Genomic DNA, 14,725 nt, shown 5'->3' on the forward strand with positions numbered 1-14,725 from the left:
CGCGGAGAGTGCTTGAAATTAATAAAAAAGAGTTAAGACTGCCAAAAAAAGACATAACCCTGTTTTGAGACACATAAACGCGAGAATAAGACGTATGAGACCTTTCTTGTCTGCAATTTTTGCGTGTTGAGACCTATTTGGATAAGGAGAATACTACAAAATGAGAGGTGTTAAACAAGAGCTCATAGGTTTGGGCGATAAAGTCGTTGAGCACACTGCTTTGAGTCATAAACTCATCAGACATAATAATGGTTTGAGGAGGGTTACTGCCAAGACGCATAACCACGTCACCCCACCCCTTTGCACCTAAATGCTGGGGAAAAGAGTCATATTCACCTTCAAATACCGGAGTATTATACAAGAAGGATGCGTAATTTACCACAATAGGGTCGCCAAACAGCGTGGCGTTCCGGTCAAGCCTGCTTAAAACTAATACCAGCTCAGAATTATCCTGCAATGAAGAAATAATAGTTGCGTGTGCAAGCAAAATGCCAAACAACAACGCGAATAAAACAACATCTTTTTGTTTTACCTCTGAGAGAACAACCGCAAAAAACGGAAGCGAAATAAGAACATAGTGGTAAAATGGCGCGCTAAAGAGAAACAAAATAAACGCGTCAGTTGCAAGCAAAAGCAGAGCATGATGTTTTTTGAAAAGAAACGCAATAGAGACAAGAATAAACAAATTAAGGGTTGCATAGTCAAACAGGAATGATACTTGTGTAATACCTATCTTTGTTGCGGCGTGAAAGAACAGGGTGTTTTCAATAAATGGTAGGCCATACATGAGTGTGAGACTTATGAAACCTATGCTTATACTGGTAAGTGCGCTCACTAGAAAACGCCGGTTTTTCCCATACATAAAAAACACAAAGGGCAGATACATAAGAGCAAGATAGCGCGTAAAAAAAGCAAACGAAAACAAAACCCCGGCAAGCACAGGGCGTTTTCGCACAAGCGCAAATGCAGAGAGTGCGACAAACATGCCGGCAAGCAGCATGCCAACACCGCTGCGCGAGAACGCGAGAAACCCCGGCATAAGCAGGAGAATCACAACAGCAAAGAGCTTGTTTTTTGGCGCAAGCGCGTACACCAGAACAAGCAATGCTGACGCACAAAAAACAGGCACAAGACGGGCAATAAAAAGCGACGCACCAAAAAAAGTGAACAGCGCTGAGAGCACCCATACCTGAACGGGAGGGTGAGCAAAAAATAAGTCAGTGTAGAGCAACGCGCCGTTGGCGGCTTGCTTTGCACTATTAAAATAAAAAATGTCATCCGAGTAGATTATGCCCGCAAAAAGCAGGCTTAGGGAAAAAAAGATGCCTACTACAACAATGAGGGGTTTTGCAAGCGCCATGTTACACAACAAAACGTGGGCAGGGGATAAAAGGTTTTAGTCAGCATTGCATTGCCCTGCGCGCAGCACCAACCCCGGTTGATGTGTTGAGCGCGGCATATATAACATACGTTGCATTGCGCAGTGGAACCATGAATGTTCGGTGTTCAGGCTCAGAGCAGGCGTGCGTACGGATAGTATCATAGAGCGCTGCATGAACTGAATGGGTAACAAACACGCGTGAGGTCACGTCTGATTCGCATGAAGCGGTAATTGTGCAGGTTATGTTGCACGCGCCAAGTGTAGTGCGCACACCAGCACACACAAGCGATGTTTCAAATGATGCGCGGGGCATAAGAACAATGCCTGCAATGATTACTGCACACAAAAAGAGCATGCCAACAAGGAAACTACGCCACTTTGAAGATGCTTGTGTTTGCATCAGAAAACACCTCCGTATAGTACATGCTTTTTGAGAATAGTGCGCGACTGAGACCTGTTGAAAATGAGCCAATAAACACGTGGGTCACACCCTTTGCTAAAAGTTGGTCATGCAGCGTTTGGTTGTTTGGATTGAGAGTAAGAACATGGTAAAGAGCAACACGCGAAGCATACTCAGTGTAGTTGTACGCACTCCAGCACGTATTTGTAAAGTACCATACCTTTCGCGAAGTAATGGGAAAAATGCGCTCTCCATAACTGCTTGAACGCCCCACACATCCCGCACCACCCCCATCAATGAGAAAGGTTGCATTAAGAGAAACATTTTCACGAATAAAGTCCATTGCGTGATAAAATGACGCGTCAGGAACTGGAATTGAAGATGCAAACGTTCCCTGCACAATCGTGCTGAAGAAAAACAAAGGAGAGGGGGAGGCAACAAGCACAAATGCAATAACGATAATAGTATTAATTCTGGTGCGCGTTAAAACGCGTGAAAACGCAATTGCATAAAACAACCAAACTATCAGGGTTTGACGAACAAAGTTATTGTCGCCAAACAGAAAGAAATTAAACACAACAAGAAAAATAAAAAACAAGCCAAGCGTTTTTTTCTTCACTAATGTTTGCCAGTCAAACACAAGAAACAGGATGCCTAAAACAAACAGGATAGAAAATGAAACGCCCTGCGAGAAAAGAACAAACACACCAAGCACGCGGGCAGGTAGTGGAAGCGCGTTTGCTGTTGAAATTGCAAAAAGGTCTGCTTTATTCTGCAACAAAAACGGGAGCAGAAGATACGCGCCAAAGGTTAAAAAAAAAGGAACAAGCGCAACAGCGCTCAACACTGCTGCAAACAAAAACTCTTTAATGATGCGATAAAGGCGTGCGTACTCTTTTTCAATACTAAGCGCGCATGCAACTGCTGCTCCAAACACTGCGGCAACAAGACCCACATACCAGTGAAATAACGCAATACCAAGAGTTGCAAGCACAAAAGCAAAACGGGCATGCCCTCCTTTTGAAAGCACATTGAGCGCGTACATAAAAAGCATGAGAAAAGGGAGTGCAAGCGCGTATGGATAAATGCCTGAGACTGCGAGAAGAAAACAAAAATCAAAGGCAAACGCGAAAAACAAGAACGCGTTTTTCGCGCGTTTTTTGCTAAACAACTGTGAGAAAAAAAGAAAGGCAAAAACCAAAAAAGCACTATTGCCAAACAACAGTGCAAATGACGCACCAACAAGCGTGTTTATTCCGGCAAGGTCAAAAAGAAGAGGTATAATGATAGTTCCTGGAAAATAAAAAAACCCTTCAATAATTTCAAAGGGTACAAGATTTGCCATAATACCCCCTTTAAGAACCATAGCATGGGCAAGAGAACCAAAACGCCCCACATCAGAACCAAGAATAATCCAATTGAGTTTTGCAAAGACAAACACGCGGGCAAAAAACGCGAGCACAAGTATCATAAGTGCAGACCTGCTTTCCAACCTGAATTCAAGAGCGCGCTTAGACAAGAGCAAGATACGAAACGCGAACGGAAACGAAGAGAGTGAAAACACAAAAAACAAAAACCATTTTGAAAGTGGCGCGTTAAGCAAACTACCAAGCACAAGAGTAGCAAGCGTGTTAAGTACAAAACTGCCAAGAACTGAGAAGCCAATAAAACTGAGCAGAGCAGGTTTTTTTGAAAATGAAAGGTATGCGAGCGCGCCAGGAATAAACAGAATAAAAAGCGCACTTAACAGCAAGACAAGAGGAGAAATAGAAAAAAACAGGCCGCACAAAAGAAGGGAAAACGCGCTAAGCACGAGAAACAAAACACCACCTTGTTTGATGCGCATACCACCTTCATACACTATGCGCCATTAAAAAAATGTAGCGCGTGCACACGTATTATGCGCGTAAAATCTTTTCTTTTAGCACAAGCCAGCCTGAGCGAAGCTTGACTTTCAAGTCGCGCGGGCTTCTTACTGAAAGCAGATTTGAAACAATTTTTTGGGGGGTGAGATAAAATGATGAGTACGCCTTTGTTTGCAGAGACTTCATCTCGTCAAGAGTCACCCCTTTTGGAACATAAAAGGGAAATGTGTCATCAGGCATGAAACGCGCCCAAAAATCAGGCGCGAGTTTTCCTTCACGAACCGCAATACTAAACAAATCAGAACCCGGAATGGGCATAGCAAGATGAAAATCAGCGTAATCAGGATTCAGCTTCTTTGCAAAGGCAAGGGTTTGTTCCATCTCTTCTTTTGTTTCGGTTGGGTGGCCAAACACAAAATAACCAATGGTTTTGAGTCCTGCTTTTTTTGCTTCATAAAACCCATGAAATAATGCCTCATTGCTCACATATTTTTTGATAACCTCGTTTCGCACGCGCTCGCTTCCAGATTCCACACCGAACTTGATATTTGTGCACCCTGCTTTTTTCATGAGGTCAAGAAGTGGTCTGTCTACATAATCAGCACGCGTCTCACACCCCCAGCGAATCCTGATACCGCGTTCAAGAAGTAAAACACACATATCTCGCACGCGTTGCATGTCAAGGGTGAAAAAATCATCTTGAATCTCAACATAATCAATGCCCTGTTTTGCAAGCAGTACAAACTCGTCAACCACGTTTTTAGCGCTTCGCTTGCGATACGAGCGTTTTGTTGGTAGCGCGCAAAACACGCAATTGTAAGGACACCCGCGTGACGTGATAAGGGTAGTAATACGGCCCGGGTCAAGGGGTGAAAAATATTTTTGTTGGGGTAGCAAGTCGCGCGCGGGAAGCGGGAGCGCGTCTAAATTTTTAATTGGTTCAGGTTTGTTTGCGCGCACGATGCCCGTATCATCAGCCCATACCAAGCCAGGCGTGCTCATGTCACGTGTTTTAAGAAAGTGAGGAAATGAGCGTTCAGCATCACCGCGAAACCCGAAATCAGCGCCAATCATGGTAAGTGAGTGGGGTGCGTGGTGAATGTGGGGTCCGCCAACAAACGTTTCAGCGCTAATGCCTTCTGCAAGTCTTTTTGCAATAGCAAATGAAAATGAAGATACATAAAATCCAACTGCGTCAGGCTTCTTGTCATTTACAAACGCAATAACGTCTGAGACTGACATATTGAGTGCTGGCGCGTCAAGAATAGATACTTCGATGCCTGCTTTGCGAATACTTCCTGCAATGTAGGCAAGACCAAGCGGGGGGTAGAGTTGAACGGGTAAATGGAGGTTTGTATCTTGTGAAGAGAGCGTGTACGGGGGGTTGACCAGTATAACGTTCATACTACAAGAGAATCTTGTTTTGCTATAAGTGTGTATCTATGCAACACCCACAGAAACAGCGTTATACACGCGTGCAAGCGTTTCTTTTGAGAAATCCGCACGCACAGGAAGCAGGACGGTTCTTTTGCTAATCATGCGCGAAATTGTGTGTTGTTCTTTTCCGCAGTAAGTCAGCCATGATGGTTGCGCATCAATGCCACGCGCAAGTAAATGTGCAAGCATTTTTTCACGCTCATCAGAGAGAAACACAAGATCAGCATACGAGTGTTTTGAAAAACGTGCCACGTTTTGCACAGGCACGATGCGTGAAAGTTTTTTTGCAAGCGCGTGCGCGTTTTTTCTTCTTGCTTTCAAGTGGGCGGGGTGTTCAAGCTGAAAAAGACCAAGACTTGCCTGGAGCCGCGAGAACTCTGCGTTTTTTGGGGTTTTTACACCAATATCTTCAAACAAGAAAGCAAGCGGGTCTTTGTTAAACATACGCAAAATGCGCAAGACCGGGTATGAGGTGAGCGCAAAAACGCGCGGTAAAAGTGCTTTTTCAAAAACGCTGGCTTTCATGACTTTTCGTAGAGTAACAATAGGTGATGCGCGCCGCGCGTGTTTCTGTTCTTCACGCAAGTGTTTTGAAAGTCCTTCATCACTCGTAACAACCACGCCTCCGCCAAGCGTGTTAAGCTCTTTTCCAATACCCAAACTAAACACGGCAGCATGACCAAAACTGCCCGCGGGCTTGAGATGATATGATGTTTCTAGCGCGTGCGCACAATCCTCAACTAAGATGAGTCCGTGTTCTTCACAAAACGCATTGACTGCTGAAACGTTGAACGGGTTTCCGTGCGCGTGCAAACCAATAACGGCACGCGTGCGCTTTGAAACCTGTTTTGCAAGCGCGTCAGCATTGAGGTTAAACGAATCAGCGTTCACGTCTACAAACACGGGCCGTGCGCCAAGCCTGCGTACCACATTTGCAACAATAGGCGTGTTGTATGCGGGCAGGAGCACTTCGTCACCAGACCCCACCCCGTAATAGGAAAGTACGAGTTCAAGACCAAAGCGTGCTGAAGAAAAGGCAAGCGCCTCATCCTGCTTGGTGCGACGTGCAAACGCGTCTTCAAAATCGTCTACAACACGCGAATCACAGGCGCGTGCGAGCACGGCTTTTGAAAGTGGCGTGTGAATGCGCTTTCGAGGAATGACCTGCATACACTTTTTTTGTGCGCGCATACACATAAATTTTTAGGTGAAAACGCGCAGCGTGTCACGAATAAGCGGAATATTCTTGTCAAGGTTAAGTACAAACGTGAGCGCGTGGCGCGTTATAAAACGAAAGAGAAAGCGTGGAGAAAAATAAAATGAACGATAAAATCTTGATTGCAGTGCCTCAAGTGTTTTTGTATCAACCCTGCTAAAGTTTTGCTGTACTTCTTCATTGCGGTTTGTAAAACTCCACGCATTTATATCCCCTTTAAACAAAGATGCAGCAGGGTATTCAGTGAGGTGGGCGACCTGTATCATATCAAGGTCAAGCGAGTTTGCAAGCGTGATGGTTTTTTCAATTTCCTCAAGCGTTTCAGATTCGTTGCCAATAATAAAATAGCCAACAATGTTGATGTGGTATTTGTTGCAGAGAAAAACAGCTTTGCGAATCTTTTCAACGCTTGTTCCTTTTTGCACGTTTTTAAGGATGCGGTCACTGCCTGACTCAAGACCCATGCAGACTGTTGTGCATCCTGCACTGCGCATTGCTGAGATAAGTGGTTCGTTGAGCGTGTCAACCCTGCTTTGCACTGCCCATTTTATGCGCGTCTTTCGTTTTGCAAGCACCGCACACAACTCAATAACGCGGTTTGAATTAAGCGTGAACAAGTCGTCGAGGATATAGACAAAGTTCACGCCTTTTGAGTGTAAACACTCGAATTCGTCTGCTATGTGTTGTGCGCTTCTGTAGCGATATTTCTTGCCGTGCGATGCGCGTTCAGCTTCAGAGCAAAACGAACAACTATACGGGCATCCCCGTGAAGTCATAACAAAACCAACACGCATGCGTGCGTTGAGACTGGTAGGATAATAAAAAGAGTATCCCTGATTAATAAATAATTCATGCTTTGGCGAGGGAAGCGAGTCGAAATCGTCAAGTTCAAGGATAGTTCGCACCCCCCTTGCGTAGGTGAGTTTTGAAGCAAACCAGCACAATCCGGGAATATCACGCACACATTTTTTTTTGGTAACTAAACAGTCAACAACACGGGCAAGCGCGTTCTCAAACTCGCCAAGAACAACATAGTCAATACAAGATGACGCGTGCAAAAAACGTGTTACAAGATAGGTGGGCGCGTTTCCAACTACGACAACAGGCATATGAGCAAATAATGCGTTTTGCTTAATTGCATTCACCAGCGACACGGTTTCCTGTGAAACAGCTAAGTTTGGTTTTATCACAAGAATGTCCGGTTTTGTGTGGGAAAGAAACGAAAACACGGTTTGAGGGGTTTTGCCATGCACTGCAGTATCAAAAAAAAAGGTCTCGCATCCTTCTTTTTCAAGAATGCGTGCAGCAATACCAAGGTCAATTGGCGGAAGTAAATGCTTGGGGTGCGTGGTCTTATCCTTGAGATGAAATGTTGTGTGAAGCAGGGCTACGCGCGGCGCCATATCCACATGAATAACATGCGCGCTATAAATGTGTTATCATACTAAACAATGTTAGCTTAGCGCGCAAAGACGCGTGCAGGACCAAATTGCATAACTTGTTTAAAACCATATTTTAAAAGCAGGTCTTGAGCAATGCGCGTTGTGTTAAAACCAGTACGGTTCTCGTAATTTATAACCGGTTCGCTCTTTTCGCCGCTTAGAATTGCATAATTAAACGTGGCGTTGAGAAACGCGAGTTCAAGCTCCCGGGGGCTTTTGGCTTCACGAACACGCGGTATGCTGTCGCCTAAGGAAGGAAAGAACAGTAACGGGATGTTTTTTTGCGTGTACACGTACCCGCACGTTTCTGACCACGTATCAAAAAGAATGAGACCTGTTGCAGCGGCTTGGTTTCCAACAAAGGTTTGTGCCTGACAAAACGTTTCTTTTGGCGCGAGATTTGTTGAGAAAAGCAACAAAACAGAAACAAGTGTAAAACCAGCAAAACACCACACTAAATGCGTATTTTTTTTGACAAGCATGCTCAATCCGGTTCCAAACATAATAAGCAGCAAAACAGTAAGCGGAAGAATAAAACGATATTCCTTGTGAGGGATAAAAGAAAACACAACAAGCCAGACAAACGCGCTTGCAAGAACAAGACGGTGCTGTTTTTCCCAGGTAAAAACAAGAACACCAAGAAGAGGAATAAGCATGAACCGCCAGGAAAGCGCTATTTTTTGCACGTAAAAAACAAAGGGGGCAACACCAAATTGCGCGCTTTGATTGCTCAAGATATTATAATAGAAAAACCGGAATGTTGAGACAAACGGAAAACCATAGATAACCCAGTCAAGCACACCAGAAAAGAGCAGGGACAGAAAAAGACCAAACACAAAAGAGCGGATATCCTGTTTTGAACGCCACACATACAAAAGAATAACGGGCGCAAGTATAAATGCGGGCGGGCGAATCATACCTGCAATTCCTAAAAGAATGCCTGCAAAAAATCGCGATTTTGGTCCGCGCACGCTTAAGCCAAGAGCTCCAAGAAGAGGAATAAGCATAACTGGAGTTGAGAGCGTTCGTGAACTATAAACAAGCAGTTCCCACCATACGCCAACAAAAAAAGTAGCACTTAACGCCTCACGCTGCGAAGCATGAGAACGCACAAGCAGGTAAGTAAAACACACAATAAGCATAGATGCAAGAACGTGGGTGAAATGTGTGCTAAACAGTGCAAACGACGCGGAAACAAACGACGTGAATGTGAAGATAGCCTGGATGAGAAGAGGGTAGAAAAAAGAGCGCATGCCATACACAAATTCAAAGGGGATGATGCCAAAACCCTGCGCACCAAAAAAGGCTACTTCAAGAGACTGAAAAATTTCGTCAGAATGAAAAAATCCACCAGACCGTACAAACACAAACAAGCGAAGCACAAAGGCAAAAACAAGAATCAGCGGAAGGGGTTTTGGTTTCATGTGCGTGCATACACCTCAACGAGTTTTTGATTGTGTGCGCGTGTTTGAAAGCGTGAAGGAGGGTAGGTAAGCACGGGCACGGCAATGATGCGTATGTATGTTGCATTAATACAACGCGAAAGACCAGGCACGTATTTGAGGTCGTCAGTATGTATAATTAGTGAGTACTTTTGTTCAACACATCGCAAGAAGAGTTCTTCTTGAGAAAGCACGCCATTCTCAACAAGCGTGCGCAGCTTCCACACATCAAGCGCGCCAGACGAGTGTGCTAGAAAAAGCACGCCGCCAACTTCGCTTAACACAGGTCCTGTTGATTGATTAACAAGCACGCTCAGACGAGCAAAGGCAGGATAGGCGTCAAAAAAAGAATAGGCAGCACGCATACCGTCAAGTGGGTTGAGTGAAACCGCACCACCCATTGAAAGTAAAAGCACTTGGGCTGCGATGCCAAACAAAAGCAGTGCCTTCATGCGCTCGGTTTTAATGTGCGCTGAAAGATACACTGCTCCAATAATGCAGCTGATAAATAATGATTCAAGCGCGTAATTTGAAGACGAACCCGCATTAAAAGCCTGAAATACGAGCAAGGCAAAGGCAAAAAGCGCGTACATGCCAAGAAGCGAGTGGGGTGAGCTGCGAACGTATTGGTACGTGAGGAACAGAAGAAGCGGCGCTGAGAGCACAAGACTCACAAAGAGGTATATGTCAAAAGATGAACCAAACGACGTGTATAAAAAAACGTGTTTTACAAATTCTCCATTTGAAAGCAGGGTGAGCGCAACAAACAAGGCAAGGCCTAAACCAAAAAGCATAGTAAAAAACACGCGCGCACGACGTCGTTCATACAAGAAAAGATAGACAAAAACAGCAAGGGGCGCGGCAATAAAGGTGTGCTTGGTGTAGAGTGAAAAAAGAAACGCAAAGGCGCCGAGTGCATCTTTTTTATAGGAAATAAAAAACAGGCCAAGAACAGAAAAAAAGAGCGCGAGCATATCAACCCTATTGTGCGCTGACCAGAACATGACAAAATATGATGCAAAAAACAAGAAAGAAAAAAGCGCTGCCCACACAGGTTTAGCGTGGTGTTTTCGCGCAATCACATATATCAAAACACCAATACCAAGCGATGCAATAAATGAAATAATGCGACCTGCAACAAATGCCTGAGAAAATAACGGCATCAAAAGCGCGCTTAGCGCGTAAAAAAACGGGGGGTACGTGTTTATTGAGGGCATGCCCTCTGCGGGAAGCGGGGGGTAGAGTGTGCTTCCAAGAGACAGATTTTTTGAAAATGCAAACACAAAACCTTCAGCAGTAGTAAAATCAAAAGGAAAGCTCAGACGAACAAGACCTTGATGAATAAACACAACAAAAAAGATGCCAAGCAGGGTAACAGCAAAGAACATACCAATAGTTTTCAAAAGCCACGTGTCAGACCACACACGCCGCACAAGTGCTTCAATCTCAGTGGCCCACACCACAAGTAAAACAAGTGCTATAAACACAAGCAAGGGAACAAAAAATGTGGGGAATAAAAGGTTAAGAAAGGAATTTGTGCCTTCTAAAAAAATGCGCGGGGCATAGTATGAAAAAAGAGGGTTTGCAATGGGTAAGAACGTGTCAAAACGCGCCTGAGATGAGGGTGCCATTTCTTGATTAACCAATTCAACTTCTTCAGGGTAGGTAAGACCAAGACCATGAAAGAATAAGGAGATGAGCAGCAAAGAAAAAAAAAGCGGTTTTTTGTTACCCTCAAAACCGCGAACAAGCGGAAGCGCAAAAAAAGGGATAAGAACCGTAAAATGCCGCAGTTCAAAGACCAGACCACCCCACCACGTTTTAAGCTGGGTGAGTAAAAGCACAAGCAGCACGAAAACGCCAAGAAACGCAAGCGCATGCGCTTTTTCTTTGCGAAGCATTTTTGGCACGGCAAAAAGACCAAACAACAAGACAGGCGAGTAAAAGAACAAACCACGATACGGATAAAACAAACTGCGAACTGCAGTGTTAAAGCTTCCTGAGATAGAAAAGGAAAATTCCTTTGAAAGACCCGGCTCTCCTGGCCAGTAGAGCGGGTCAGCATACGCATTCAAAATGTCAAACGGCGTGCCAAAAATAATTATATTATATACAAGAAGGGGCAGAATACCTGCAAAACATCCGGCAAGAAAATGCACAATGTTTTTTCGCCTATAGAGCACCTGCACAAAAATAACAACAAGCACAATTCCAGAAAGCAGGTCTGCAACAATTGCAAGCGCGCCAAGCATACCTGCAAGAAACTGCTTATCCTCGTGCTCAGAAATCAGATAATACGCACTAAACGAGAGCAACGCACCAAGCGCGCTTCCAAACAAAGTGCGTGAGTAGGTAAAGAGCATGGTTGCAAATGCAATCGCAAGCGCGCCAAGAATAGCGTGTGACTGTTTTGTTTTTTTGCGCAAAAAATAGTACACAAGCGTGCACAAAAGCGCGCTGGGAATGGCTGATACTACGAATGTTGCAAAAAAATAGAAAAGCTGCTCACTGGAGATAAGTTCCTCTTCAAGGCTGGTGTGAACAGGTAAGAGACCAAACACTGCTTTCCAGATTGTGTATACCGGAACCAAAACAAATGAGGTGAGGGGTACTTTTTCAGTATAGTAATGACCCTTATAATATGCGCGGTCAATGCTGTTGTTTGCAAATGAATCAGTGATAAATGAGTGTTCTTCAACAATAGCGCGCGCAAGATTCACACGTGCTTCATCATTGGTGCCAACAAATGAAGAAAACACAGAGAAGAGCAAAAGACAGGTAATAAATACTTTTACCGGCACACCCACAGGAATCATGCTAAGAGTGTTTGAGCACGCAACGCGTATTAACGTTTTTTATTCTGCAAAGACACCCTTAATAGTCACTTGTTCTGCAGCGCACTCTCCATACCTATCAATTCCAATCCAAAGCGATTCAACACCAAAAACAGAAGAAGGAATAACCATCCTGCCACACGTCTCGCTAGCAACGGTTTGTCGCTGCATAAATCCTCCGGCACTCACATCAAGAACCACGCCGTCGTCTCCAGCATAGTTTGTGCAATAAAACACGCTTAACTGTCCATAGTTTGAAAAGTTAAGCTCCTTAGTAATAAAGCTTGCATCATTACACGAGCACATGTCAAGAAGCAGGCCTTGAGAAGTATTTGTTGCAGGACAGGTTACTGACGTGTTCCACGCACCATACAAAGGGTTATGAAGTGTAGGAATAACCGGGAAGAGCACATAATCATAGCTTACAAGGTCTGCGGGGTTTTCATACACCCAGTCCTGACGAACAGCAAGACTTGATACATTAAGAACGGAAAGAAGAGCAAGCAAGACAAACACTGCCCTCACAAATTGGGACTTGTTTTGACTAAGGTAGTCAAATGCAAATATGCAGAGTACCAGTATTGCGGGGAAGTAATGACGAACATAGCGCGGTGTTGCACCACCATGCCACGCACCAGAGACAAGTGAAACCACCAGATTTACACCAACCACAAAAAGTAGGGCATTTCTGAGTTTTCTCGGCTTGAAAAACAGCGCGCCAAGCAGACCAAACAGGAGAAAGGGAGAATTGTAAATAAATCCCTTTTCAGAAAAGAGCGCGCCAAACAAACCATACGAGTTTAAGAACAGACCGTTTGCCCATCCAGCAAAGGAATACACAAACGTTTGCACACGAAGCAACGGGCTAAACCCAAATAACTCGGTTACAAGACCGCCTGGATTAAATGGGAAGACGCTTACGTCTTGGCTTACCCAGAATCCACTTGACGCGTGATACGCAGTAAAAAACAGTTTGAGCACGGCAACGGCACACACGTAAACAAAACCCAGAGTAAACAGGTCTCGTTTTGTTAGTAATTTCTCAGAATAAAGTAACACGCCAAAGGGCAGTGCCAGAAACAAGGCATAATTGAGCACACCGCTTAATATATGGCCGACAAGCAGGCCGAGCGGGGTTTTGAGCAGGTAGGTGTAGGGGAATGCCAACACAAAGGGTAAGAGCGCGGCGTGTAAAAGGTAGACAAATCGGTGGTCGCGCGTCTTGTACAAACCAAGCGCGCCAAACATGAAGAGCATAAAAAAGGTTGCTGAAATAATTTGTGTCAGGAGCAGGGGAACATAAATCACAATGCCGGTTGCAAGACCTGCAAGAAGGGTGAACACAAACGCGTATTTGCGGTAAAACAAGCGAAGCGTAAGATACAGCACAGAAAGCAGAATGCTTGCAAACACGGCGTTGCCAAAGAGGAGTGCTGTTTGAAGACCAACAAGAGAGGAAAGAAAAGAAAAGGGCAACAGAAATGTGCTTGCAGCAAACACGCTGCGCGTTGGCCAGTAGCAACCCGCAGAGTCAACAACAAAATCAACATTCTCACTCACGTTAACAGAGCCAAGCATGCTTCCTTGAGCAAAACAGGTTTTTCCTTCACGTAAATTAAGAACAGACGCACTTACAATATCAAAGCGCTCATCAAAAAATGTAGTATTCTCATGAGCAGAAACAAGGGCGTGCCAATTTTGCCCATCAAAGCGCGGAAAAAAAGAGAAAAGCGCAAGAAATATAACAAATACAAAAACACTTCGTTTTAACGCAGACAAACCATTCTTGGAAAGTTTTTGCATACTAGTTAGAAGAAATGCAGCTTTATAATTATTAAGTTACGCGAATAATCAAAAGCCCTGCAAGAAAAAAAAGACCGCAGACAATGCCGATTCGCCGGTAGTCTGCGCGAAGCAACGCGGTGTCTGGAATGGAGATGCGGACAAGAAAAATAGATGAAAAAATAATAGCAGGAATACTGACAAAATAAAAACCAAGGCCAAACGGCATGAAAAGAGATGCGCCAATGGCACAGATAAGAAGCGCACGTGAAATGAGGCGTGTATTCTTTTTTCCAAGTGCGCGGGCAGTAGTACATGCGCGGTCTTTTGCATCCTCTTTGCTGTCTGCACATTCATGAATAAGCTGGGCCACGGTCTCAAGCAAAAATAGAATAACAAGCACTACCCACGCGACTGTGCTGAGGGGAAGCGTCGCGCCAAGCAAAAACAAAAGTGAAAACCCCGCGCTGTTGCTGAGGGTTCCAATGACAGGGATTGCTTTAAGACGCGGAAACGGAAGCGAGTAGAGCGTAACAATTACCACAAAGGTAAGTGAAAAAAGAATTTGGTTTGCATCCAAAAAACGTATGAGCGGCGCAAACAAAAGAAGGGGAATAAAGGGGAAAAAACCTTTTTTCTTTTTGTCAAAAAAATCATTAAATGAATAGGCATAGGCAAGCAACAGCGCAGCACTCACAAGCGCAATACCCATGCGAAGAGCAGACGCGGGTGATGATGCAAACGCGCCAAGCACAACAAACCCTAAAAAATGCGGCCAGTGCAACACGCGATACGTTTTAAGAATTCCCTGCATACCACTCCACCAATACGCGCTTTGGCTTAATAAAAATTCGTAGACTGCGCTGCTATGTGGCTAAACAGCGTTTTAAAACGAAGAATTATTAAACTAACACAACACACAATAG

10 protein-coding genes are annotated in these 14,725 nt (G+C 44.5%); all 10 read right to left on the minus strand.

What is annotated here, in order from left to right:
* Positions 1 to 133 precede the first annotated feature (133 nt).
* The 10 genes from COT72_00370 to COT72_00415 are packed head-to-tail and all read right to left on the minus strand — an operon-like array spanning position 134 to position 14,613.
* On the minus strand, positions 134 to 1,360 hold the full coding sequence (locus COT72_00370) for a hypothetical protein (protein PIO00516.1): 1,227 nt from the start codon (positions 1,358 to 1,360) through the stop codon (positions 134 to 136).
* 40 nt (positions 1,361 to 1,400) lie between these two features.
* A complete protein-coding gene (locus tag COT72_00375) occupies positions 1,401 to 1,781 on the minus strand; it encodes a hypothetical protein (protein PIO00517.1) in 381 nt (126 codons plus the stop codon).
* Positions 1,750 to 3,627 (minus strand): hypothetical protein, encoded by a 1,878-nt coding sequence (locus tag COT72_00380; GenBank protein ID PIO00518.1) that lies wholly within the window; start codon positions 3,625 to 3,627, stop codon positions 1,750 to 1,752. The genes COT72_00375 and COT72_00380 overlap by 32 nt, the downstream gene beginning before the upstream one ends.
* Before the next feature lie 52 nt (positions 3,628 to 3,679).
* A complete protein-coding gene (locus tag COT72_00385; GenBank protein ID PIO00519.1) occupies positions 3,680 to 5,050 on the minus strand; it encodes a hypothetical protein in 1,371 nt (456 codons plus the stop codon).
* A 36-nt stretch (positions 5,051 to 5,086) separates the two neighbouring features.
* Positions 5,087 to 6,280 (minus strand): hypothetical protein, encoded by a 1,194-nt coding sequence (locus COT72_00390; GenBank protein PIO00520.1) that lies wholly within the window; start codon positions 6,278 to 6,280, stop codon positions 5,087 to 5,089.
* A gap of 6 nt (positions 6,281 to 6,286) precedes the next feature.
* Positions 6,287 to 7,702: a hypothetical protein gene (locus COT72_00395; protein PIO00521.1), complete on the minus strand. Its 1,416-nt coding sequence runs from the start codon at positions 7,700 to 7,702 to the stop codon at positions 6,287 to 6,289.
* Between the two features lie 56 nt (positions 7,703 to 7,758).
* The gene (locus COT72_00400; protein PIO00522.1) at positions 7,759 to 9,165 is read right to left on the minus strand and encodes a hypothetical protein; all 1,407 of its coding nucleotides are present in this window, start codon (positions 9,163 to 9,165) and stop codon (positions 7,759 to 7,761) included.
* The gene (locus tag COT72_00405) at positions 9,162 to 11,999 is read right to left on the minus strand and encodes a hypothetical protein (protein ID PIO00523.1); all 2,838 of its coding nucleotides are present in this window, start codon (positions 11,997 to 11,999) and stop codon (positions 9,162 to 9,164) included. Before COT72_00405 ends, COT72_00400 begins: the two co-directional genes overlap by 4 nt.
* 39 nt (positions 12,000 to 12,038) lie before the next feature.
* On the minus strand, positions 12,039 to 13,820 hold the full coding sequence (locus tag COT72_00410) for a hypothetical protein (GenBank protein PIO00524.1): 1,782 nt from the start codon (positions 13,818 to 13,820) through the stop codon (positions 12,039 to 12,041).
* Between the two features lie 31 nt (positions 13,821 to 13,851).
* The gene (locus COT72_00415; GenBank protein PIO00525.1) at positions 13,852 to 14,613 is read right to left on the minus strand and encodes a hypothetical protein; all 762 of its coding nucleotides are present in this window, start codon (positions 14,611 to 14,613) and stop codon (positions 13,852 to 13,854) included.
* Positions 14,614 to 14,725 lie beyond the last annotated feature (112 nt).

The organism is archaeon CG10_big_fil_rev_8_21_14_0_10_43_11 (assembly GCA_002763265.1).
Classification (GTDB): Archaea; Nanobdellota; Nanobdellia; order PEZQ01; family PEZQ01; genus PEZQ01.

Bases quoted from the DNA above. Each gene is read 5' to 3' on its own strand.
- COT72_00390 (PIO00520.1), bottom strand. From the start codon at position 6,280: ATGTGTATGCGCGCACAAAAAAAGTGTATGCAGGTCATTCCTCGAAAG.
- COT72_00370 (PIO00516.1), bottom strand. From the start codon at position 1,360: ATGGCGCTTGCAAAACCCCTCATTGTTGTAGTAGGCATCTTTTTTTCC.
- COT72_00405 (PIO00523.1), bottom strand. From the start codon at position 11,999: ATGATTCCTGTGGGTGTGCCGGTAAAAGTATTTATTACCTGTCTTTTG.
- COT72_00375 (PIO00517.1), bottom strand. From the start codon at position 1,781: ATGCAAACACAAGCATCTTCAAAGTGGCGTAGTTTCCTTGTTGGCATG.
- COT72_00415 (PIO00525.1), bottom strand. From the start codon at position 14,613: ATGCAGGGAATTCTTAAAACGTATCGCGTGTTGCACTGGCCGCATTTT.
- COT72_00410 (PIO00524.1), bottom strand. From the start codon at position 13,820: ATGCAAAAACTTTCCAAGAATGGTTTGTCTGCGTTAAAACGAAGTGTT.
- COT72_00400 (PIO00522.1), bottom strand. From the start codon at position 9,165: ATGAAACCAAAACCCCTTCCGCTGATTCTTGTTTTTGCCTTTGTGCTT.
- COT72_00385 (PIO00519.1), bottom strand. From the start codon at position 5,050: ATGAACGTTATACTGGTCAACCCCCCGTACACGCTCTCTTCACAAGAT.
- COT72_00380 (PIO00518.1), bottom strand. From the start codon at position 3,627: ATGCGCATCAAACAAGGTGGTGTTTTGTTTCTCGTGCTTAGCGCGTTT.
- COT72_00395 (PIO00521.1), bottom strand. From the start codon at position 7,702: ATGGCGCCGCGCGTAGCCCTGCTTCACACAACATTTCATCTCAAGGAT.